The following is a 20070-nucleotide window of genomic DNA, read 5'->3' on the forward strand; positions in this document are numbered from 1 at the left end:
GGACACTCCTATGCTGCGCCCTGTCTTCGCCGCGCTCGCCGGCGCCCTCCTGCTCACCGGCTGCGGCGCCACGTCGTCCGCCGACGACCCGTACGGCCTGCTCGAACCGGGCACCATCCGGGCCGCCACCCAGACCAGCCAGCCACCGTTCGCCTACGGCGACCCGACGGGGAAGCCGGTCGGGTTCGTCATCGACCTCACCGACGAGGCCGCGAAACGCCTCGGTTTGAAGGTCGACTACAAGGCGACGTCGGTGACGTCGTCGCTGGCCGGGCTGACCAGCCACCAGTACGACCTCGCCGCGGCCGGTCTCGGTGTCACCGAGGAACGGCAGAAGACCGTTTCCTTCACCAAGCCGCTGTTCTGGAGCACGACGGCGGTCCTCACACCGGCGAAGAGCGCCGCCGCGAAGCTGACCGACTTCGCCGGCCACAAGGTGGGCGTGGTCACCGGATCGACGCAGGAACCGTTCGTACCGGCCAAGATGCCGGGCGCGCTGCCGATCGGCTTCCCCAACGCCAACGCCGCGGTGAGCCAGCTGCTGGGCGGCAGCCTCGACGCGTTCGTCGTCGGCGGTCCCGATGCCGCGCAGTTCCTCAAGCAGTACCCGGCCCTGCGGCAGGCCGCCTCGGCGCCGGTGGAGCACCCGACGTCGATGGCCGTGCCGAAGGACCACGGCGCCCTGCTGACCGCGCTGGACCAGCAGCTCGGCGCGATGGTCGCCGACGGGACGTACGCCCGGCTGTACCGCAAGTACTTCACGACCGCGCCGCTGCCGCAGCTGGTCGCCGCCTGGCCCGCGCTCGGGGCGCAGTTCGCGGGTGGTCTCTGATGGGCTGGGAACAGCTGAGCCGCGACTGCTGGCGGCTCGTGCTCGACGTCCCCGCCCGCGACGGCACGACCCTGGTCGCCGACCTCTACGCGGCGCGGCCCGAGCCACCCGCCGGGCCGGTGCTGCTGGAACGCACGCCCTACGGCCGCCGGCTCACGCGGCCGTCCGACGGCGCCGGGCCGCCGTCGCCCGAGGCGGTCGCCCGGCGGTTCGTCGACGGCGGCTACCTGGTGGTGCGCCAGGACTGCCGCGGCCGCGGCGACTCGGGCGGCACGTTCACCAAGTACCTCAACGAGGCCGAAGACGGCTACGACACCGTCGAGTGGATCGCCGCGCAGGACTGGTGCGACGGGCGCGTGGCGACGATGGGCGTCTCCTACTCGGCGCACGCCCAAGCCGCGCTCGCGTCACTGGGCGCGCCGCACCTGGCCGCGATGTTCCTCGATTCCGGTGGCTTCGCCAGCGCTTACGAAGCGGGTACGCGAATGGGCGGCGCGTTCGAGCTCAAGCAGGTGACCTGGGCGTTCCACCGCGCCCGCACGAGCACCGAGGTGCGTGCGGACCCGGTGCTGCGGGCCACTTTGGACTCCGAGGACCTGCGGGCGTGGTTCACGCGGATGCCGTGGCGGCGCGGTGCGACGCCGCTGCGGTTCGTCCCCGGCTACGAGGACTACCTGCTGGAGCAGTGGGAACACGGCGTCTTCGACGACTACTGGCGCCAGCCCGGCATCTTCGCCCGCGGGTTCTACGACCGGTTCCCGGACGTGCCCAGCCTGCACATCTCCAGCTGGTACGACCCCTACATCCGCACGGCCACCGAGAACTTCCGCGAGCTGGACCGCAAGAAGCACAGCCCGGCCTACCTCGTGCTCGGGCCGTGGACGCACGGCGCGCGCAGCGTCCGGCACGCCGGCGACGTCGACTTCGGCCCCGAGGCACCGCTCGACGGGAACCTCGACGACGACTACGTGACGATGCGGCTGCGCTGGTTCGACGCCCACCTCGCCGGCGCGGGCGAGCCCCCGCCGCCGGTGCGGTACTTCCTGATGGGCGGCGGCTCCGGGCGCCGGACCGCCGACGGGCGCCTCGACCACGGCGGCCGGTGGCGCACGGCGACGGCGTGGCCGCCGGAAACGGCCGAGCAGCGGGTGTTCCACCTGAGCGCCGACGGCGGTCTCACGCGCACGCGACCGGAGGGCACGTACCTGGAGTACGACTTCGACCCGGCGGACCCGGTCCCGACGCTCGGCGGGCAGGTCACCTCGGGCGAGCCGGTGATGAGCGGCGGCGCGTTCCACCAGCGTCCCGACGAGCGGTTCTTCGGGGCGGCGCCGCCGTTCCTGCCGCTGGAGAGCCGGCCGGACGTGCTCGTGTTCCAGACCCCGCCGCTGGCCCGCGACGTGGCGGTCGCGGGGCCGGTGACGGTCCGGCTGGCGGTCTCGTCCACGGCCGCGGACACCGACTTCACGGTCAAGCTGATCGACGTCCACCCGCCGAGCGCGGACTACCCGCAGGGGTTCGCGATGAACCTGACCGACGGCATCCTGCGCTGCCGCTACCGCGACTCGTTCGCCGAACCGGCGCCGCTGGTGCCCGGCGAGGTCTACGACATCACGGTGGCGGCACCGGACACGGCCAACCTGTTCCGCGCGGGCCACCGCATCCGGCTCGACGTCAGCTCCAGCAACTTCCCCCGCTTCGACGTCAACACCGGCACCGGCGCCCGGGAAGTGGGCGACCGGCGCAAAGTGGTGGCCACGAACCGGGTCCACGTGGACGGCCGGTCGTGGCTGACCCTCACGGTGCTCCCGGGCTAGTGGATGTGTGTCTGCCAGTCGTCCGGTACGCGGCCCTCGGGGCCCGGCACCGGCTGGGTGACCGGCCGGTGCTCCGGCGGTGCCAGCGCGGGACCGTCGTAGGCCTCGCCCGTCTCGAAGCTGTAGAACCAGTCCTCACCCGGCTCGAAACTGCGGATGAGCGGGTGCCCGGTCGCCTTGTAGTGCGCCGTCGCGTGCTGCGCGGGCGAGGTGTCGCAGCACCCGATGTGGCCGCACTGGGCACAGCGCCGCAGGTGCACCCACCACCCCTCGGCGGCGAGGCATTCCGCGCAGCCGGTCCCGCTCGGCGTGGCGGTGACGTCGATACCCTCGATTTCGGCCATGCCGACAGTCTGCCAAGTGACGGCCCCGGCCGCATCAGCCCCTCGCGCGGCGCAGGTGGGGCGGTTCGTAGGCGACGTCGACCGGGCCGAGGTCGGTGCCCGGCGCGACGATTTCGCCGATCCGGTCGAGCAGGTCGTCGTCGAGTGCCGCGCCGGCGCCGGCGACCAGGTCGTCCAGCTGCTCCTCGGTCCGGGGTCCGATGATCGCCGAAGCGACCGCCGGGTGCGCCGTGACGAACGCCAAAGCCAGGTGCCGCAGGGGGATCCCGGCCTGGTCGGCGAGGGGGAGCAGGGCTTCGACGGCGTCGAGCTTGCGACGGTCGGTCAGGTGCTTCGGCACCCAGTGCAGGCGGCCGGGCGAGGCCGTTTCCGGGCGGTAGCGGCCGGAGAGCAGCCCCATCGACAACGGGCTCCACACGAGCACGCCCAGGCCGTGGCGCCGGCAGACCGGCAGGATTTCGCGCTCCACGCCGCGGTTGAGGATCGAGTAGTGCAGCTGCTCGGTGCGGAACCGGGCCAGGCCCCGTCGTTCCGCGACCCACTGGGCCTCGACGATCTCCGACGCCGGCAGGTTGGAGTGGCCGATGGCGCGCACCTTGCCCGCGCGCAGCAGGTCGGTCAGCGCGCTCAGCGGTTCCTCGATGTCGGTGCCGGGCTCGGGGTGGTGGAGCTGGTAGAGGTCGAGGTGGTCGACGCCGAGGCGGCGCAGCGACCCTTCGACGGCGGAGACGATCCAGCGCCGCGAGTTGCCGCGCCGGTTCGGGCCGGGCCCCATCGGGCCGTTGCCCTTGGTCGCGAGCACGACGTCGTCGCGGCGGCCGCGCAGCGCCTTCCCGACGATCCGCTCGCTCTCGCCGTCGCCGCCGTAGACGTCGGCGGTGTCGATGGTGGTGATGCCGTGGTCGAGCGCGCGGTGGACGATGCGGACGCACGCGTGCGCGTCGGGGTTGCCGTACGGTCCGAACATCATGGTGCCGAGCGTGTAGGCGCTGACCTGGATGCCGGTCCGGCCCAGGGGACGGGTCTGCAAAGCGATCTCCAGCGGTCGGTCGCGGTGGGGTGCGCGGGCGCACCCCACCGCGAAGTGGTCAGCCCTGGGCGACGTCGACGATCCACGTGACGCCGAACCGGTCGGCGAGCATCCCGAAGGCGGGCGCCCACGGGGCCGGGCCGAACTCCTCGATGACCGTCGCGCCTTCGGCGAGGCCCTTCCACACCGGCGAGACCTCGTCGACGGTCGCGCCGCGGACCGACAGGAAGAACGGCTCCTTCGTGATCGTGGTGCCGTTCTCGCGGCGGGTGGTGGGCGTGGCCGGGGTGGCCGGGCCGTCGGTGCCCGGGACGTCGTAGGCCAGGACGCTGAAGCCGTTGTCCGCGGTGACCTGGCCGAAAACCACCTTGCCGGCGTCGGGCAGCTCGGCCGGCATCCCGAAGTCGCCGTAGGTGACGATCGTGGCCCGGCCGCCGAAGACCGACGCGTAGAACTCGAGGGCCGCGCGGGCCTGGCCGGTGAAGTTGAGGTGGGCGGCAGTGGTGAGAGACATGGCGTTCCTTTGCGAGTGGTGATCCGACGAACGCCACGGTGTCAGCAGTAGCGGTCAGGGAACGTCCGCTTCTCGTGGCACCATGGAAACCGTGCCGACCGCCTCCTCGACGGCGACCTCGGGTCGCCTGCTCTCGCTGCTGTCCCTGCTGCAGGTCCGCCGGGACTGGCCGGGCGCGCTGCTGGCCGGCCGGCTCGGCGTCAGCGAACGGACCGTGCGCCGCGACGTGGACCGGCTGCGCGAGCTCGGCTACCCGGTCCAGGCGGTCAAGGGGCCGGACGGCGGCTACCGGCTCGAAGCCGGCCGTCAGATGCCGCCGCTGCTGTTCGACGAAGAGCAGGCGGTCGCGCTCGCGGTGGCGCTGCGGATCGCCGTCGGGACCGGCGCGGGCATCGAGGAAGCCGCCGCCCGGGCGCTGGCTACGGTGCGCCAGGTGATGCCGTCACGGCTGCGGCAGCGCGTCGACCAGCTCGAGATCACCGCGGCTCCCCGGGACACGCAGGTCGGCACCGACGTCCTGCTCGCGCTCAGCTCGGCCATCCGCGCCACCGAGGAAGTGCGGTTCGACTACGGCACCCCGCCCCGCCGTCGCCGGGTGCAGCCGCACCACCTGGTCGTCCGCGGCGGCCGCTGGTACCTGGTCGGCTGGGACGCCGAGCGCGCGGACTGGCGGACCTACCGGGCCGACCGGATGGACCTGCGCGTGCCGAACGGCCCGCGGTTCACCCCGCGCGAGGTACCGGGCGGCGACGTCGCGACGTTCCTCGCCGCCCGGTTCAAGGGCTCCGCCACCGTCGACGCGTGGCCGTGCCAGGGCGAAGTGGTTCTGGACCTCCCGCTGTCCGCGGTCGCGCCGTTCGCCGGGGACGGCGTCGCCGAGGAGGTCGAACCGGGCCGGACCCGGCTGCGCACCGGGTCGTGGTCGTGGGCCGCGCTGGCCGCCGGCCTGGCGCGGTTCGACGCCGACATCGAGGTGGTCGGGCCGCCCGAGCTGCGGGCGGCTTTCGGGGACCTGGCCGCGCGGGCCACCCGCGCGTCGACGTCCGGCGCGACCGGGTCGACCCGCGCCGGGACGAGCTGACCGGCCTCGCTCGTCGAGCGGGAGGGCGACGAGCCCTTCGAGGCGCACCCGGGCGAGGCCGGGTCCCGCTGCCAGGGGCAGCGCGGCCCGGCCCCGGGCCGGTCGATGCCGTGGTTCCCCACGAAGGCGTGCGCGGCCGGGTGATCAGGTCAGTCGCAGGACGTCCCGTTGAGCGCCGGGGCCTGGAACGGCGGCGCCGAGCCGGTGTAGCTCGCGTTGTAGCCGATCGTGGCGGTCGCGTTCGTGGCGAGGCTGCCGTTCCAGGCGGCGTTGTCGACCTTGACGACGTCGCCGGTGTCGGTCCAGGTGCCGTTCCAGCCCTGGCTGACGGTCACCCCGGGAGCGGAGAACGTGAGCGTCCACCGGGTGACCGGCGCGCCGCGGTTTTCCAGGACGATCTCGCCGGTGTACCCGTTCGCCCAGCTGCTGACCACCCGGTGCGTCACCTTGCAGCCACCGGTCGGCTGCGGGGTGCTGCTGGTGGGGGTCGTGGGCGTGGTGGGCGTGGTGGGCGTCGTGGTCTGCACCGGACCGGCGGCGACGGCGAGGTCGTAGGCCCGCTGGGGCACGAACTGGCCGGCGGCGGCCAGGCAGCCGTCCGCTTCGCCCGGCGGCTTGACCCAGAGGAAGGCGGCGATCGCGCTGTCGCCGGTCTGGTCGGTGCTGGCCGTGCCGATCGCGCGCCCGGCGGGGTCGCACCACTCGCTGCCCTGCGGCCCGTTGCCGTTGCGGCTGGTGTCGACCACGGCCTTCAGCCGCGAGTCGCCGAGCTGGCCGAGGACCGCCTTGTCGTAGGCGACTTCGTCGGCGGTGGCGCGGTAGTTGGAGACGTTGGTGGAGATGCCGTCGGCGCTGTTCGAGATGTCCGCGGCCCGCAGCCGCGCGGCCGCGTCACCGGCGGAAAGCCAGGCGGAGTGCCCGATGTCGAAGTACACCTTCGCCTGGGACGAGCCGGCCTTGAGCCGCTTGCCCGCGTAGGCGATCGACGCGGTGGTCTGGCTCTGCTGGTCGCCGCTCTGGCAGTTCGTCATGAGCGCGAGCACGTCGGGCTCGAGCACGATGGCCGCGGGCCGCCCGGCCAGGCCCGCCGCGACCTGGTCGATCCAGGCCCGGTAGGCGTCGTGCGACGGCGCCCCGCCCCCGCTCGCGCCACCGCAGTCGCGGTTGGGGATGTCGTAGACGACCAGGATGGGGATCTTCCCGGCGGCGGCCGCGGCGCCGGTGTAGGCGTCGACTTCGCCGCGCACGGCCGAGGTGTTGGTGGTGGTGAACCACTTGGCCTGCGGCACGGAGGCGATCCGGTCCCGGATGACGGCGGCGCGCGAGTCACCGGGGTTCGCGGCCACCCACTGAGCGGCATTGGTGGTCGGATCGACGTAGAAGGCGGACCCGGCGGCTTCGGCGCCGGTCGTCAAGGCGACGACGCTGCCCACAGCCAGGGCGGCGACCGCACCGGCGGCCACGGTTCTGCTTCGCATGCACGTTCTCCTTTGAACGACCGTGAAGTGTTCCGTCATCGCCGCGCCCGAGACGACTGGGAGCGCTCCCAGTGATCCGGAATGGTAGCCGTGCGGGAGGGATCGGGGAAGGGGGTGCGCCCGTTCGGACGGGCGCTCAGCTCGCGGTGAGGGTGCGACGCCAGATCTCGGCACAGGTCCCGGCGGCGGTGTCGAGTTCGCGTGGCTCCCCGGTCCGCGACGCGTGGTAGAAGACGCGTTCGGTCATCCAGCACAACGCGCGGGCCAGCGCGGCCGGCTCGTCGCCCGCCGGCACCCCGGCCCGTTCCAGGACGGCGGTCATCGCCTCGGCGTAGCGGTCGACGGTGCCGTTCCACAGCCGGGCGATTTCGGGGACCGTGGGGGACAGCTCGACCGCCGCCCGCATCACCGGCCCGTGTTCGCGCCACATCTTCGCGGTCAGCCGCACGGCCGCCCGCGCCGTCTCCGCGGGCGGCGAACCGGTGTCCACCGAAGCGGTGCGGGCGTCCTCGCCGAGGACGGCGACCGTGCGGGCGACGAGCGCCGTGAGCACGTCCTGTTTGGACCCGAAGTAGAAGTACAGCGACGCGCGGGAAATCCCCGCGCCCTTCGCGATGGTCTCCACGGTCATCGGCTCGACGTGCTCGCGCTCGAGCAGGGCTTCGGCGGTGTCCAGGATCGCCTGTTCCCGCAGGTCGCCCTTGCGCGGTGCGTCGCGCCGCTTGCGCGTGGTGGCCATGGCCGGATCCTAGTTCGCGGCGATCCGGTGCCCGTCGGGGAAGTCCGTCGAGCGGGACAGCTCCGCCCACTTCCCGATTTCGGCGTCGACGGCCGAACGTCCCGCCGCGACCAGGCTCAGCGCGTCGGAACCGAGCACCAGGTGCGTGGGCGGCTCGGCGGCGCCGATGACCGCGAGGAGGGCGTCGGCGGCCTTGGCCGGGTCGCCGAGCTGGTTGCCGCTCGCGGCCTGGCGCGCCTCGCGGATCGGGGCGAACAGCTCGTCGTAGTCGGCGATGGACCGTTCCGCGCGCACCATCGAACGGCCGGCCCAGTCGGTGCGGAAGGAGCCGGGTTCGACCAGGGTGACGTGCACGCCGAACGCGGCGACCTCCTTGCCGACGGTTTCGAGCATGCCTTCGACGGCGTACTTGCTGCCGCAGTAGAAGGCGAGCCCGGGCACCGTCATCAGCCCGCCCATGGAGCTGACGGCGAAGATGTGCCCGGCCCGGCGCCGCCGCATGTGGGGCAGCACGGCCTGCACGGTCGCGGCGACGCCGAAGACGTTGGTGGCGAACTGCGCCCGCAGCTCGGCGAGCGGGGATTCTTCGAAGACGCCTTCGTGGCCGTAGCCGGCGTTGGCGACGAGCACCTCGATCGGCCCGACCTCGGCTTCGACGTCCCGGACGAGCGCGAACACGGCCTCGTCGTCGGTGACGTCGAGCCGCCGGGCGTGCGCGCGCCCGGGTGCGAGGGCTTCGAAGGCGCCGAGGTCGTCCTCCCGCCGCACGGTGCCGACGACGGTGTGCCCGGCGTCGAGCGCACCGCGCGCGAACGCCCGGCCGAGGCCGCTGCTGACGCCGGTGATGAGAAAGGTCTTGGGGGACATCGGGTGCTCCTGTCCTGAGCTGTCGTCGCCACCGAAACTACACTACGTCGATTTTAATCGACACAACGTCGATTCTGCGGTCGACGGCGGAGACCCGCGTCACGCACGCTCTTGAAACCCGTACCCCCTAGGGGTATGGTCGAGCCATGATCACCAGCAGCTACACCGTCACCGGCATGACCTGCTCGCACTGCGTGGCTTCCGTCGGCGAAGAGGTCGGCGCCATCGACGGGGTCACCGACGTCGCCGTCGACCTGCCCACCGGGGCCGTCACCGTCACCAGCAGCCGGCCGGTCGACGACGCGCGGGTCCGCGCCGCCGTCGAGGAGGCCGGGTACACGCTCGCCGGGTAGCACCGGCCTTCACGCGAGGAAACGCACATGAACACCACAGCACGGCTCGCCGCGTCCGGCGGCGCGCTCGTCCTGCTGGCCGCCGGGGGATTCGCCGTGGGGACCGCGGCCGGCCCCGGCTCCGCCGCCACCAGCGAGCACGAAGACCTGGCCGGCGAGCACGCGGGCATGACCGCGCCGGCGGCCGGCCTGCCGGGCGGGCTGGCCTCGAGCAAGGACGGCTACACGTTCACCGTGGCCGACGCGACCCCGGAGCCGGGCCGGTTTTCGTTCACGATCACCGGGCCGGACGGCAAGCCGGTGACGGCGTTCGACGTCGAGCACGAGAAGAAGCTGCACCTGATCGTGGTGCGCCGGGACACCGCCGGCTTCCGGCACGTCCACCCGGAACTGGCGCCGGACGGCACGTGGAGCGTCCCGCTGACCCTGGCGGCGGCGGGTTCCTACCGCGCGTTCGCCGACTTCACCCCGGCCGGCGGCCAGGGGATGACCCTCGGCACCGACCTGTCCGTCGCGGGCGACTACCGGCCCGCGACCTACGCGACCAGCCGCACGGCCCAGGTCGACGGCTACACCGTCGAGCTCGCCGGGGACCTCACGGCCGGGCGGACGTCCCCGCTGACGCTGACCGTCACCCGCGGCGGCGCCCCCGTCACCGACCTGCAGCCCTACCTCGGCGCCTACGGTCACCTGGTCGCCCTGCGCGAAGGCGACCTCGCCTACCTGCACGTCCACCCCGACGGCGCTCCCGTGCCCGGCCCCGAGGTGAAGTTTGCCGCCGAGGTGCCCAGCGCGGGGACCTACCGGCTGTTCCTCGACTTCCGGCACGGCGACGTCGTGCGGACGGCCGAGTTCACCCTCACCACCGGCCACGGCCACTGACCGCGGAAGGAGAGCCGATCATGACCGAGATCGAACTCGCGATCGGTGGCATGACCTGCGCGTCGTGCGCCAACCGCATCGAGCGCAAGCTCAACAAGCTCGACGGCGTCACCGCTTCGGTCAACTACGCCACCGAGAAAGCGCACGTGCGCGCCCCCGAAGGCGTCGACCCGGCCACCCTGGTGGCCACGGTCGAAGCCGCCGGCTACCAGGCGACGCTGCCTCGGCCGGCGAAGCCCGAGTCCGAAGTGGACGAAGTGGCCGAAGCGGACCCGACGCGGTCGCTGCGGCAGCGGCTGGTCACCAGCGTGGTCCTCGCGGTGCCGGTGGTCGTGCTCGCCATGGTGCCGGCGCTGCAGTTCACCTACTGGCAGTGGATTTCGCTGACGCTCGCCGCGCCGGTGGTCACCTGGGGCGCGTGGCCGTTCCACCGGGCGGCCTGGACGAACCTGCGCCACGGCGCCGCGACCATGGACACGCTGGTGTCGATGGGCGTGCTGGCCGCGTTCGCGTGGTCGGTGTGGGCGCTGCTGTTCGGCACGGCCGGGACGCCGGGGATGGTGCACCCCTTCGAGCTGACGGTGGCGCCCTCGGACGGCGCCGGCAACATCTACCTCGAGGTCGCCGCGGGGGTCACCACGTTCATCCTGGCCGGCCGCTACTTCGAGGCCCGGTCCAAGCGCCGCGCGGGCGCCGCGCTGCGGGCGCTGCTGGAGCTGGGCGCGAAGGAGGTCGCCGTCCTGCGCGACGGCGCCGAGGTCCGGATCCCGACCGCGGAACTGGCGGCAGGGGACCGGTTCGTCGTGCGGCCCGGCGAGAAGATCGCCACCGACGGCGTGGTCGAGGAGGGCAGATCCGCGGTCGACGCGTCGATGCTCACCGGCGAGTCGGTGCCCGTCGAGGTCGGCGAAGGCGACGCCGTCACCGGCGCGACCGTCAACGCCGGCGGCCGGCTGGTCGTGCGGGCCACCCGGGTCGGGGCGGACACGCAGCTGGCGCAGATGGCCGCGCTGGTCGAAGCCGCCCAGAGCGGGAAGGCCGACGTGCAGCGCCTGGCCGACCGCGTGTCCGGGGTGTTCGTGCCGATCGTCATCGGGCTGGCCGCGGCCACGCTCGGCTTCTGGCTCGGCACCGGCGTCGGCCCGGCCGCCGCGTTCACCGCCGCCGTCGCGGTGCTGATCATCGCCTGCCCGTGCGCGCTCGGACTGGCGACGCCGACGGCGCTGCTCGTCGGGACCGGCCGCGGCGCCCAGCTCGGGATCCTGATCAAGGGCCCGGAGGTGCTGGAGTCCACGCGCCGCGTCGACACGGTGGTGCTGGACAAGACCGGCACGGTCACCACCGGGCGGATGACGCTCGTCGGCGTGCACGCGGGCGAGGGCGTCGACGAGGCCGAGCTGCTGCGGTTGGCGGGCGCGCTGGAGGACGCGTCGGAGCACCCGATCGCGGCGGCGATCGCCCGCGGGGCCGGGGACCGCGTCGAGCTGCCGCGCGCCGAGGACTTCACGAACGTGGAAGGCCTTGGCGTGCAGGGGATCGTCGAGGGGCACGCCGTCCTCGTGGGACGCACTGCGCTGCTGGAGGACTGGAGCCTGCCGCTGCCCGCGGGCTTGGCCGAAGCGAAGGCCGGGGCGGAGGCACGGGGGCACACCGCGGTCGCGGTGGCGTGGGACGGCGCGGCCCGGGGCGTCCTGGTGGTCGCCGACACGGTCAAGCCGACCTCGGCCGAAGCGATCGCCCAGCTCCGGGACCTCGGGCTGACCCCGGTGCTGCTGACCGGGGACAACACGGCCGTCGCCGACGCCGTCGCGGCCGAGGTCGGCATCGACGAGGTGATCGCCGAGGTGCTGCCCGCGGACAAGCTGGACGTCGTCAAGCGGCTGCAGGACGAGGGCAAGGTCGTCGCGATGGTCGGGGACGGCGTCAACGACGCGCCGGCGCTGGCCCAGGCCGACCTCGGGCTGGCCATGGGCACCGGCACGGACGTCGCCATCGAGGCGAGCGACCTCACGCTGGTCCGCGGCGACCTGCGGGCGGTGGCCGACGCGATCCGGCTGTCCCGGCGGACGCTGCGGACGATCAAGGGCAACCTGTTCTGGGCGTTCGCCTACAACCTGGCGGCGCTGCCGCTGGCCGCGGCCGGGTTGCTGAACCCGATGATCGCGGGCGCGGCGATGGCGTTCAGCTCGGTGTTCGTGGTCGGCAACAGCCTGCGGCTGCGCGGTTTCACCTCGCGCGCGACGGCCTGACCCGCGGCTCAGCGGCAGAAGACGAAGCCGCCGGCCAGCACCAGGACCGCCGCGATCGCCGGCGGCGCGAGGAACGCGGCGAGCCCGCCGGCCACGGCCGTCAGCCGCGGTGCCGGCGACGAGCCGGTGTCGAGCCGGCTCAGCCGGATCGCCGCGTCGCCGCCGGCCATCGCGAGGGCGCGCCGCGGTCCGGCCACCGCCTTGATCGTCAGGAGCGCGGACCGCAGCGGCTCGCGCCCGCACCGCGCGGCCGCTACGCGGTCGGCGGCCAGTTCCACCAGCAGCCGCGTCGCGCCCGGCAGCTCGCGCATCAGCGGGACGAACCGCAGCGTCCGGCCGAGCACCTCCGACCAGCCGGTGAGCAGGTGGTGGTGGCCGTGGACGTGGGCTCGCTCGTGCGCCAGCACCGCGCGCAGTTCCCGGTCGGTCAGCCGCGCCGCGAGCCCGTCGCTGGCGACCACCAGCGCCCGGCGGCCGCCGAGGCTGTACGCGATCGGCTGCTCTTCCGGCAGCCACAACGTGGGCAACGGCTTGGTGTCGCGGGTGCCGGCGAGCCGCAGCGCGGTCAGGTGGCGCCGGTGCAGCACGTGCCGCCTCCGTCGCCGGCGCAGCGAAGCCAGCGCCAGCCGGCCGAGCGCGGCGGTGAGGACGGTCCCCGCGACCGTCCCGACCAGCGGGTCGAGGCCGGGGAGGTCGTCGTGGTTCAGCGCCGACCAGCAGCCGTGGAGCACGCCGACGACCGCGTCGGCGGGGCCGTGTCCCGGCAGGACGAGCACCAGCACGCCGGCGATCGTCCCGGCGACCACCCCGGCGGCGGTCAGCAGCCACCAGGCGATCGCCGTCCCGGGGTCGATCCGCGTGGCGAGCCTGCTCAGCGGTACCGGAGACCACCAGGCGACCGCGAAGGTGCCGAGCAGCAGCGCGGCCGCGAGGATCACCGCTTCCCCGGCTTCCGGCGCAGCGCCCGGCGGAGGACGTCCGACTCCTCTTCGGTGACGGTGCTGACGAAGTGCAGCAGCACGGATTCGCGGTCGTCGACGGAGTCGAGCACCTCGCGCAGGCTCTGCGCGGTGGCCTCCGCGCGCGTGGCGACGGGCCGGTAGCGGTAGGCGCGGTTCTCCAGTTCGCGGGTGACCCGGCCTTTGCGGTGCAGGTTGTCCAGGACGGTCAGCACCGTGGTGTAGGCCAGGTCCCGGTGCCGGTTGAGCTCGTCGAGCACCTGCCGGACCCGCAGGGGCTCCGCTGCGTCCCAGAGCACGTCCATCACCGACGCTTCGAGCTCGCCCAGACCCAGCATGGCACCTCCGCGGGCCAGGATACTTCCCACGCGGCGGGCGGCCGAGGGGCGCCGGGGCGGGATCCGCCGCCCCGGCGACCGGTGCTCAGCTCCGCGTGCGCAGGCCCCGCATCTCGGTGATCTCCGCCTGCTGGGCGTCGACGATCCTGCGGGCGAGGGCCTTGGCGTCGGCGTTGGCGCCCCGGGCCAGCTCGGTCCCGGCCATGTCGATCGCACCCTGGTGGTGCTCGACCATCATGTCCAGCCACAGCTCGTCGAACTCGGTGCCCTTGGCGGCCTCGAGCTTCTTCAGGTCGGCGTCGGGCATCATGCCGGGCATCGGCTCGTGGGTCATGCCCGGCATGCCGGACGGCCCGGCGCCCCAGGTGGTCAGCCAGGTCCGCATCTGCTGGATCTCGGGGTCCTGGGCCTTCGCGATCCGGCTCGCGAGGTCGATCACCTTCGGGTTCGTGCTGCGGGACGGGACGAGCTTCGCCATGTCGAGCGCCTGGCTGTGGTGCGGGACCATCTGCTGGGCGAACATGACGTCGTCGTCGTTGTGCTCGCTCGCGGTGCTGCTGCCGCAGGCGCCGAGCACCACGGCGCAGAGCACGGCGATGCCGCTGATGAGGACGTTTTTGCGCATGACAATTCCTTCTTCGTGCTTGGGGGTACGTGGATCGATCGGCGGTCGAGCCGGGTCGATCACGTGCGCGACACGCACAAAGAAGCCAGGACGGTCCGGCCGGCTCGGTCGGGCGGCCGTCCCGGGGCCGGTGAGCCGCGGGGCCGGGCGGGCCGGAAGAGCGGGGTCCGGAGCTGGGACCACACCAGCAAGGCGGCGAGGAGGGCACCGGCGGCCGCCAGCACGGCCAGGCAGAGGTGCAGGACGTCGTGCAGGCCGGCCGGCATGCCCGGTCCGTGGTCACCGGAGGCGGCGACCGGGAGCTCGGCGGCGTGCATCGACGTCTCGGTGGTGGCCGGCATCCCGTGTGCCGACGGCACGTGGTGCATCGCGACGACGCAGAAAGCCAGCGCGCACAGCAGAACGATCCGCCGCGCGTTGCCGAACCGGTTCGCCGTCACCATCTCACTATGCAGCATAGTAGACCGGCCGGGCCGGCGCAGCCGGGCGTCAGGACGACGACGTCTGACGCTGCGCCGTGACCCCGCGGCGCAGGTCGCCGGGCAGCGGGCGGACGCGCTGGAGGTCGCGGCGGCTGGTGGAGCGCAGCTGCCAGGGGACGCTGGTGACCATGACGCCGGGCTCGAACAGCAGCCGCCCCTTCAGCCGCAGCGAACTCTGGTTGTGCAGGATGTTCTCCCACCAGCGGCCGACGACGTACTCGGGGATGTAGACGCTGACGACGTCGCGGGGGCTGGCGCGGCGGATGTTCTTGACGTGCTGCACGACGGGCCGCGTGATCTCGCGGTAGGGCGACTCGAGGACCTTGAGCGGGATCTTCATCCCGCGCTGCTCCCACTGCCGCTGCAGCGCCCGGGTGTCGGTGTCGTCGACGTTGACGGTGATCGCGGTGAGGGTGTCGGGCCGGGTGGCGCGGGCGAACGCGATCGCGCGCTGGCTCGGCTTGTGCAAAGTGGACACGAGCACGATCGCGTGGACGCGGCTGGGGAGCAGCTCGAACTCGTCGTCCGGCTGGAGTTCTTCGCGGACGTGGGTGTAGTGCCGGTGGATCGTCCGCATCAGCACGAACAGCGCCGGGATGGCGATGACGACCAGGTAGGCGCCGTGGGTGAACTTCGTGATCAGCACGACGATCAGGACGATCGCGGTCAGGACCGCCCCGACGGCGTTGATCAGCCGGGACCGGTGGAACGACCGGCGTTCGCGGGCGTCGGTGCTGCCGGCGAGCGCGCGGTTCCAGTGCCGGACCATACCGGCCTGGCACAGCGTGAACGACGTGAACACCCCGAGGATGTAGAGCTGGATCAGGCGCGTGGTCGAGCCGTCGAAGGCGAAGATCAGGATCCCGGCGACGAGGGCGAGCGCGACGATCCCGTTGGAGAAGGCGAGCCGGTCGCCGCGGGTGTGCAGCTGGCGCGGCAGGTAGCGGTCCTGGGCCAGGATCGAGGCCAGCAGCGGGAACCCGTTGAACGCGGTGTTCGCGGCGAGGATCAGGATCAGCGCCGTGGCGGCCTGGAGGAAGTAGAACAGCACGGAGTGGTCGCCGCCGAACACCGCCGCGGCGACCTGGCTGATCACCGTGCGCTGCGGGTCGGTGGCGCAGTCGCCGCGGAACCCGGTCAGGTCGCACGTGTTTTCGGCGATCCGGACGTGGCTGACCATGGCGAGCGCGGTGATGCCGCCGAACATGGCGACGGCGGTCGCGCCCATCGCGGTCATCGTCTTGGCGGCGTTGGCGCTCTTGGGCTTGCGGAACGCGGGCACGCCGTTGGAAATCGCTTCGACGCCGGTGAGCGCGGTGCAGCCGGAGGAGAACGACCGCAGCAGGAGGAACACCAGCGCCAGGCCGGTCAGCCCGGCCTGTTCGGGCCGGACGTCGTAGCCGGCGCTCTCGGCGACCGGCGGGTGGCCGGCGATCGCCTGGCCGAGGCCGAGCGCGATCATCAGCACCACCCCGCCGATGAACAGGTAGGTCGGGATGGCGAACGCGCGGCCGGACTCCCGGATGCCGCGCAGGTTCATCGCCATCAGCAGCAGGACGAAACCCAGGTTCAGCTCGATGCGGTAGTCGTTGAGCCCGGGCACCGCGGAGATGATGTTGTCCACACCGGACGCGACCGACACGGCGACGGTCATGATGTAGTCCACCATCAGCGCGCCGGCCACGACGAGCCCCGCCGAGCCGCCGAGGTTGCGCGAGGCGACCTCGTAGGAGCCACCGCCGCTGGGGTAGGCCTTGACCACCTGGCGGTAGGAGACGACCACGACGGTGAGCAGCACCGCGACGGCCAGCCCGACCCAGGGCGCCAGCGTCAGGTACGCCAGGCCGCCGATGCTCAGGATCAGGAGGATCTCCTGGGTCGCGTAGGCCACCGAGGAGAGCGGGTCGCTGGCGAAGATCGGCAGGGCGAGCCACTTCGGCAGGAGCGTCTCGCCGAGGGTGTCGCTGCGGAACGGCCGTCCGAGTACCAGCCGTTTGAGCCATGAGGTGGGTGCCGGCACGTACGGCAGCGTGCCTGACCGCCGAAGGGAGCGGCATATGGAAACCGTCAAGATTCGGGGCTGCGCGTAGGGAAACCGTAAAGGGGGCGGGGCGGCTCGTCAGGGTTGCGTCAACGCCCCTTCCCAGCCCGGCGCGTCCTGGCCACGCCGTCCGGGATGTCACCGAACGGGTGGCTCGCGTAGGCTGAGCGCGGCGCGCCGGGAAGTCTGGTCGGCATCCGGATTCGGATCGGAAGGGCCGGCTGATGCGCGGGGTCGAAACCGTACTGTTCCTCGTCGTGGTGGCGACGGTGGTGGCCACCTTCGCCCGGCGGCTGCGGGTCCCGGCGCCGTCGCTGCTGGTCGTCGTCGGGGTGGTCGTGGGGCTCCTGCCCGGCGTCCCGGCCGTGCAGGTGACGCCGGAGGTGATCAGCCTCGTCGTGCTCCCGCCGCTGCTGTTCGCGGCGGGGGAGGAACTCCCGTGGCGGGACCTGCGCGCGGTCGGTCGGCCGGTCGCGGTGCTGTCGGTCGGGCTGGTGCTGCTGTCGGCGGCGGCGGTGATCGGGACGGCCGTCGCGGTGACGCCCTTGCCGGTCGGGATGGCGTTCGTGCTGGGTGCGGTGCTGGCGAGCACGGACCCGGTCGCGGTGACGGCGCTGGCGCGGCGGCTGGCGTTGCCGCCGCGGGTGCAGGCGCTGATCCAGGCGGAGAGCTTGTTCAACGACGCGACCAGCCTGCTGCTGTTCCGGGTGGCGTTGTTCCTGGCCGTCGCCGGGGGCGCCGCGTCGTGGGGCCGGACGCTCGCGGAGTTCGGCGTGCTCGCGGGCGGCGGGGTGGCGGTCGGCGTGCTGACCGCGCTCGGCGCGTTCGTGATCCGGCGGCGCACCGAGGACCCGGTGCTGGAGACGGTGATCTCCCTGGTCACGCCGTATGCGGCGTACGTTCTGGCCGAGTCCGTCGGCGGGTCGGGCGTGACCGCGGTGGTCGTGGCGAGCGTGATCCTCGGGACCCAGGCCGAGCGGCTGACGACCGCGCGGATCCGGCTGCAGGTCGGCGCGGTCTATCAGACCGTCGTGTTCCTGCTGGAGAGCGTCGTGTTCGGCCTGATCGGGCTGCAGCTGCCCGCCCTGGTGCGCCGGGTCGCCGGCGGCGGCGCGTGGTGGCTGCTGCAGGCCGTGGCGATCGCGGCGACGCTGCTCCTGGCCCGGTTGGTGCTGGTCTTCGTCCTTTCGGCCCTGCGGCAACGCCGTGAGGCGGGCCGGATCTCCTGGCAGGTACCGGCGGTGGTCTCGTGGGCGGGCGCGCGGGGTGTGGTGCCCCTGGCGGCGGCGCTGTCGTTGCCGGTGGTCGTCGCCGACGGTTCGGCGCTGCCCGCACGCGACCTGGTGCTGCTGCTGACCACGGCGGTGATCGTGCTGACGCTCGTGGTCCAGGGCTTCACACTGGCCCCGCTGGTGCGGCGGGCCGGAATCGCGCTCGACCCGGCCGACCTCCGCACGGAGTACGCCACCGCGCGCCGCAAGCTCGCCGAGGCCGGGCTGAGCCACCTGGACCACCTGGCCGAAACCGAGTCGGCCGCGGCGTTCGCCGTGGACCAGCTGCGCGCGAGCTGGCAGGCCCGGCTGGACCGCATCCGCGGCGACGGCGAGGACGAATCCGGCGACCCGCTGCGCGGAGTCGACTACCGGGCCCTGCGCCGGGAGCTGATCGCGATCGAGGCCGCCGAGCTGACCCGGCTGTTCGAGGCAGGCGAGATCACCGACGGCACCCGCCGCCGGATCCAGCGGCTGCTCGACCTCGAGCACGCGGGGCTCGACGACTGAGCGGGCCGGGGAAAGCCGCGCGGGCGAAGAAGCGGCTCGCTCTTTTGGGCAAAGGTGCCGGTCCTTCCGGCCCGACGTGCCCGACGTCGGCGGTCAGCAAGCTCTAGCCGGCGATGAATCCGATCGAGGCCGTAGTCGCGGCGATCACCAGGAACGCCACCGATATCAGGTATGCACGTGTGGCGGCGTCGAGGTCCTTGAGCGCCGTGGCGAATTTCGCGATGCCTTCGAAGGTCGATCCGAGGGTGTCGAGAGCGTTGGCTTGAGCTTCGAGCGTCTGTGTCTTGCTGCCATCGGAGGAGGACTGCTTGATCAGGTCCGCATTGGCCTCGACCGAGGTCTTGCCGGACTCCAGCACCGCACGAGCCGCGTCGCGGACGGGCTTGCCGTAAGTGAGGTCCTGTTTGACGCCGATTACGAGCATTGCCAGAGCGGCCGCGACTCCGGCGAGCGTGACGAACCAGATGAGCGCTTGCATCAGTGGGTCCCTTCGGGTCAGCGCAGTCGGAGTTCGAGCGCGTGCAACTGGTAGTCGAGGTCCTGCACGAGTGTGCGGACGGCGTCGCCGGCCACGACGTGACCGACGAGCGCCCCTGGCGAGTCGGCCGGCTCGACCGTCGATCCGGAGTCTCCCGACTCGCTCACGAGGCGGTCGGTCTCCAGCACGTTGCCCCACGCCGCATGGGATCGATCGAGCAGGATCGTCGATCTGACCGCTCGTGCCCAGACCTCCTGCGGTCCTGAACGGACATTGACGACGAGATCCTCGCCCTGCCGGGGACAGTGGTAGGAGAAGAAGGGGCGAGACAGGGCGTCCTCGTGCCTCCGGTCGAGTTTGATCACCGCGACGTCGGCGGACGCGGTTCCCGGTGCCTCACGGCGCGGATCGATCGACTGTGCGATGCGCCCGATCCGGTAGCCGTCCACAACCGCTCTCGCGCCGCGCGATCCGGTGTGCCCGGCAGTCGTGATACCCCGCTCACCGCGGGGGAAGCGAACCCGGCAGCCCAGGGTTCCGGTTTTCGCGGCCACAGTGACCGCCTCGCCGGGGGAGCAGTGCTGCATGCGTGGACGCGTACGGCCGACGACCCAGACATCGAGATCCGAAAATGCCACGGGCAGGTTCAGCTCCCGGATTCGTCCGCCAACCTCGGAAGAGCGACGGAGTGGCCGGCCTTCCTCGCTGCTGTCCAGGCTCGTATCGACGAAGAGCGCCGGCAGTGGTGTCTCGTAGCGGTCGGGCAGCCACAGGCCTACGCCATAAAACCCGGCGATTCCCGGAGCGTCGAGCCATGACCGCGGCAAAGGTTCGCGTCGCACACGCCGCCGATCGAGGTCACGGCCGCGTTCGCGTGCTCGGTCTCTTCTGTACTCCTCGACTGCGATGCCGGCGAGCACACTTTCGGTGGCACGCAACGTCCGCACGACGTTTCCGGGATCGCGCGTTCTCACTGCCCACTGTTCGAGCAATTCCATGGTGCTGCCTCACGTGTGTGCGGATAGCAGGAAAAGTCGTTCGAACGGGGCAACCGTTACAGGTGGACTCCCCGGGGAGGCGAAACGCAATGCGCCCGAGTCCGTGCCGCGATCTTCCGGGCACACCTCAGGCCGCCGATCGCGGAGCTTGCTAGGCTCGATCCCCGCGCGACAGCACGATG

20 protein-coding genes are annotated in these 20070 nt (G+C 72.6%); 7 read left to right on the forward strand and 13 right to left on the reverse strand.

The features are described 5' to 3' along the window. The first annotated feature begins 10 nt into the window (after positions 1 to 10). The gene (locus tag ACWEVP_RS38055) at positions 11 to 832 is read left to right on the forward strand and encodes an ABC transporter substrate-binding protein (protein ID WP_452067423.1); all 822 of its coding nucleotides are present in this window, start codon (positions 11 to 13) and stop codon (positions 830 to 832) included. Then, a complete protein-coding gene (locus ACWEVP_RS38060; RefSeq protein WP_452067424.1) occupies positions 832 to 2649 on the forward strand; it encodes a CocE/NonD family hydrolase in 1818 nt (605 codons plus the stop codon). Before ACWEVP_RS38055 ends, ACWEVP_RS38060 begins: the two co-directional genes overlap by 1 nt. Here the strand turns inward: ACWEVP_RS38060 and ACWEVP_RS38065 are convergent. The 3 genes from ACWEVP_RS38065 to ACWEVP_RS38075 are packed head-to-tail and all read right to left on the reverse strand — an operon-like array spanning position 2646 to position 4537. Continuing rightward, entirely contained in the window at positions 2646 to 2993 is a 348-nt protein-coding gene (locus ACWEVP_RS38065; RefSeq protein WP_452067425.1) for a UBP-type zinc finger domain-containing protein, read from the reverse strand. The two genes, ACWEVP_RS38060 and ACWEVP_RS38065, sit on opposite strands and share 4 nt — an antisense overlap. A 34-nt stretch (positions 2994 to 3027) precedes the next feature. After that, positions 3028 to 4023, reverse strand: coding sequence for an aldo/keto reductase (locus ACWEVP_RS38070; protein WP_452067426.1), 996 nt, complete (start codon positions 4021 to 4023; stop codon positions 3028 to 3030). Positions 4024 to 4081: 58 nt separating this feature from the next. Next, complete coding sequence (locus ACWEVP_RS38075; protein WP_452067427.1) at positions 4082 to 4537, reverse strand: VOC family protein; 456 nt, start codon at positions 4535 to 4537, stop codon at positions 4082 to 4084. 91 nt (positions 4538 to 4628) lie between these two features. Between ACWEVP_RS38075 and ACWEVP_RS38080 the strand changes: the two genes are divergently transcribed. Next, a complete protein-coding gene (locus tag ACWEVP_RS38080; protein ID WP_452067555.1) occupies positions 4629 to 5618 on the forward strand; it encodes a helix-turn-helix transcriptional regulator in 990 nt (329 codons plus the stop codon). A gap of 149 nt (positions 5619 to 5767) precedes the next feature. Here ACWEVP_RS38080 and ACWEVP_RS38085 read toward each other — a convergent pair whose 3' ends face one another. The 3 genes from ACWEVP_RS38085 to ACWEVP_RS38095 form a co-directional block, all read right to left on the reverse strand. Beyond that, positions 5768 to 7081, reverse strand: a complete 1314-nt coding sequence (locus ACWEVP_RS38085) for a glycoside hydrolase family 6 protein (RefSeq protein WP_452067556.1) — start codon at positions 7079 to 7081, stop codon at positions 5768 to 5770. A 151-nt stretch (positions 7082 to 7232) separates the two neighbouring features. Next, positions 7233 to 7835 carry a TetR/AcrR family transcriptional regulator gene (locus tag ACWEVP_RS38090; RefSeq protein ID WP_452067428.1) on the reverse strand — a complete coding sequence of 201 codons (603 nt, stop codon included), beginning with the start codon at positions 7833 to 7835 and terminating at the stop codon, positions 7233 to 7235. A 9-nt stretch (positions 7836 to 7844) separates the two neighbouring features. Beyond that, positions 7845 to 8702: an oxidoreductase gene (locus ACWEVP_RS38095; protein WP_452067429.1), complete on the reverse strand. Its 858-nt coding sequence runs from the start codon at positions 8700 to 8702 to the stop codon at positions 7845 to 7847. Positions 8703 to 8848: 146 nt separating this feature from the next. Here ACWEVP_RS38095 and ACWEVP_RS38100 point away from each other — a divergent pair, with 146 nt between their 5' ends. The 3 genes from ACWEVP_RS38100 to ACWEVP_RS38110 are packed head-to-tail and all read left to right on the forward strand — an operon-like array spanning position 8849 to position 12186. After that, the gene (locus tag ACWEVP_RS38100; RefSeq protein WP_452067430.1) at positions 8849 to 9055 is read left to right on the forward strand and encodes a heavy-metal-associated domain-containing protein; all 207 of its coding nucleotides are present in this window, start codon (positions 8849 to 8851) and stop codon (positions 9053 to 9055) included. A 27-nt stretch (positions 9056 to 9082) separates the two neighbouring features. After that, the gene (locus ACWEVP_RS38105) at positions 9083 to 9937 is read left to right on the forward strand and encodes a hypothetical protein (RefSeq protein WP_452067431.1); all 855 of its coding nucleotides are present in this window, start codon (positions 9083 to 9085) and stop codon (positions 9935 to 9937) included. Between the two features lie 20 nt (positions 9938 to 9957). Next, positions 9958 to 12186, forward strand: coding sequence for a heavy metal translocating P-type ATPase (locus tag ACWEVP_RS38110; RefSeq protein ID WP_452067432.1), 2229 nt, complete (start codon positions 9958 to 9960; stop codon positions 12184 to 12186). 8 nt (positions 12187 to 12194) lie between these two features. On the opposite strand, the gene ACWEVP_RS38115 is transcribed toward ACWEVP_RS38110, so the two are convergent. The 5 genes from ACWEVP_RS38115 to ACWEVP_RS38135 form a co-directional block, all read right to left on the reverse strand. Then, the gene (locus ACWEVP_RS38115; RefSeq protein WP_452067433.1) at positions 12195 to 13124 is read right to left on the reverse strand and encodes a M56 family metallopeptidase; all 930 of its coding nucleotides are present in this window, start codon (positions 13122 to 13124) and stop codon (positions 12195 to 12197) included. Continuing rightward, positions 13121 to 13483 (reverse strand): BlaI/MecI/CopY family transcriptional regulator, encoded by a 363-nt coding sequence (locus ACWEVP_RS38120; RefSeq protein ID WP_452067434.1) that lies wholly within the window; start codon positions 13481 to 13483, stop codon positions 13121 to 13123. The genes ACWEVP_RS38115 and ACWEVP_RS38120 overlap by 4 nt, the downstream gene beginning before the upstream one ends. 85 nt (positions 13484 to 13568) lie before the next feature. Next, positions 13569 to 14108, reverse strand: coding sequence for a DUF305 domain-containing protein (locus ACWEVP_RS38125; protein WP_452067435.1), 540 nt, complete (start codon positions 14106 to 14108; stop codon positions 13569 to 13571). Between the two features lie 59 nt (positions 14109 to 14167). Beyond that, the gene (locus tag ACWEVP_RS38130) at positions 14168 to 14548 is read right to left on the reverse strand and encodes a DUF6153 family protein (RefSeq protein ID WP_452067436.1); all 381 of its coding nucleotides are present in this window, start codon (positions 14546 to 14548) and stop codon (positions 14168 to 14170) included. Positions 14549 to 14597: 49 nt separating this feature from the next. After that, positions 14598 to 16610, reverse strand: coding sequence for an APC family permease (locus tag ACWEVP_RS38135; protein WP_452067437.1), 2013 nt, complete (start codon positions 16608 to 16610; stop codon positions 14598 to 14600). A gap of 245 nt (positions 16611 to 16855) precedes the next feature. Here ACWEVP_RS38135 and ACWEVP_RS38140 point away from each other — a divergent pair, with 245 nt between their 5' ends. Continuing rightward, a complete protein-coding gene (locus tag ACWEVP_RS38140) occupies positions 16856 to 18412 on the forward strand; it encodes a Na+/H+ antiporter (RefSeq protein WP_452067438.1) in 1557 nt (518 codons plus the stop codon). Positions 18413 to 18515: 103 nt separating this feature from the next. Here the strand turns inward: ACWEVP_RS38140 and ACWEVP_RS38145 are convergent, their stop codons facing one another. Both ACWEVP_RS38145 and ACWEVP_RS38150 read right to left on the reverse strand, forming a co-directional pair. Then, positions 18516 to 18890: a hypothetical protein gene (locus ACWEVP_RS38145; RefSeq protein ID WP_452067439.1), complete on the reverse strand. Its 375-nt coding sequence runs from the start codon at positions 18888 to 18890 to the stop codon at positions 18516 to 18518. A gap of 17 nt (positions 18891 to 18907) precedes the next feature. Beyond that, positions 18908 to 19888, reverse strand: a complete 981-nt coding sequence (locus ACWEVP_RS38150; RefSeq protein WP_452067440.1) for a hypothetical protein — start codon at positions 19886 to 19888, stop codon at positions 18908 to 18910. Positions 19889 to 20070 lie beyond the last annotated feature (182 nt).

The organism is Amycolatopsis sp. NPDC003865 (genome assembly GCF_053605345.1).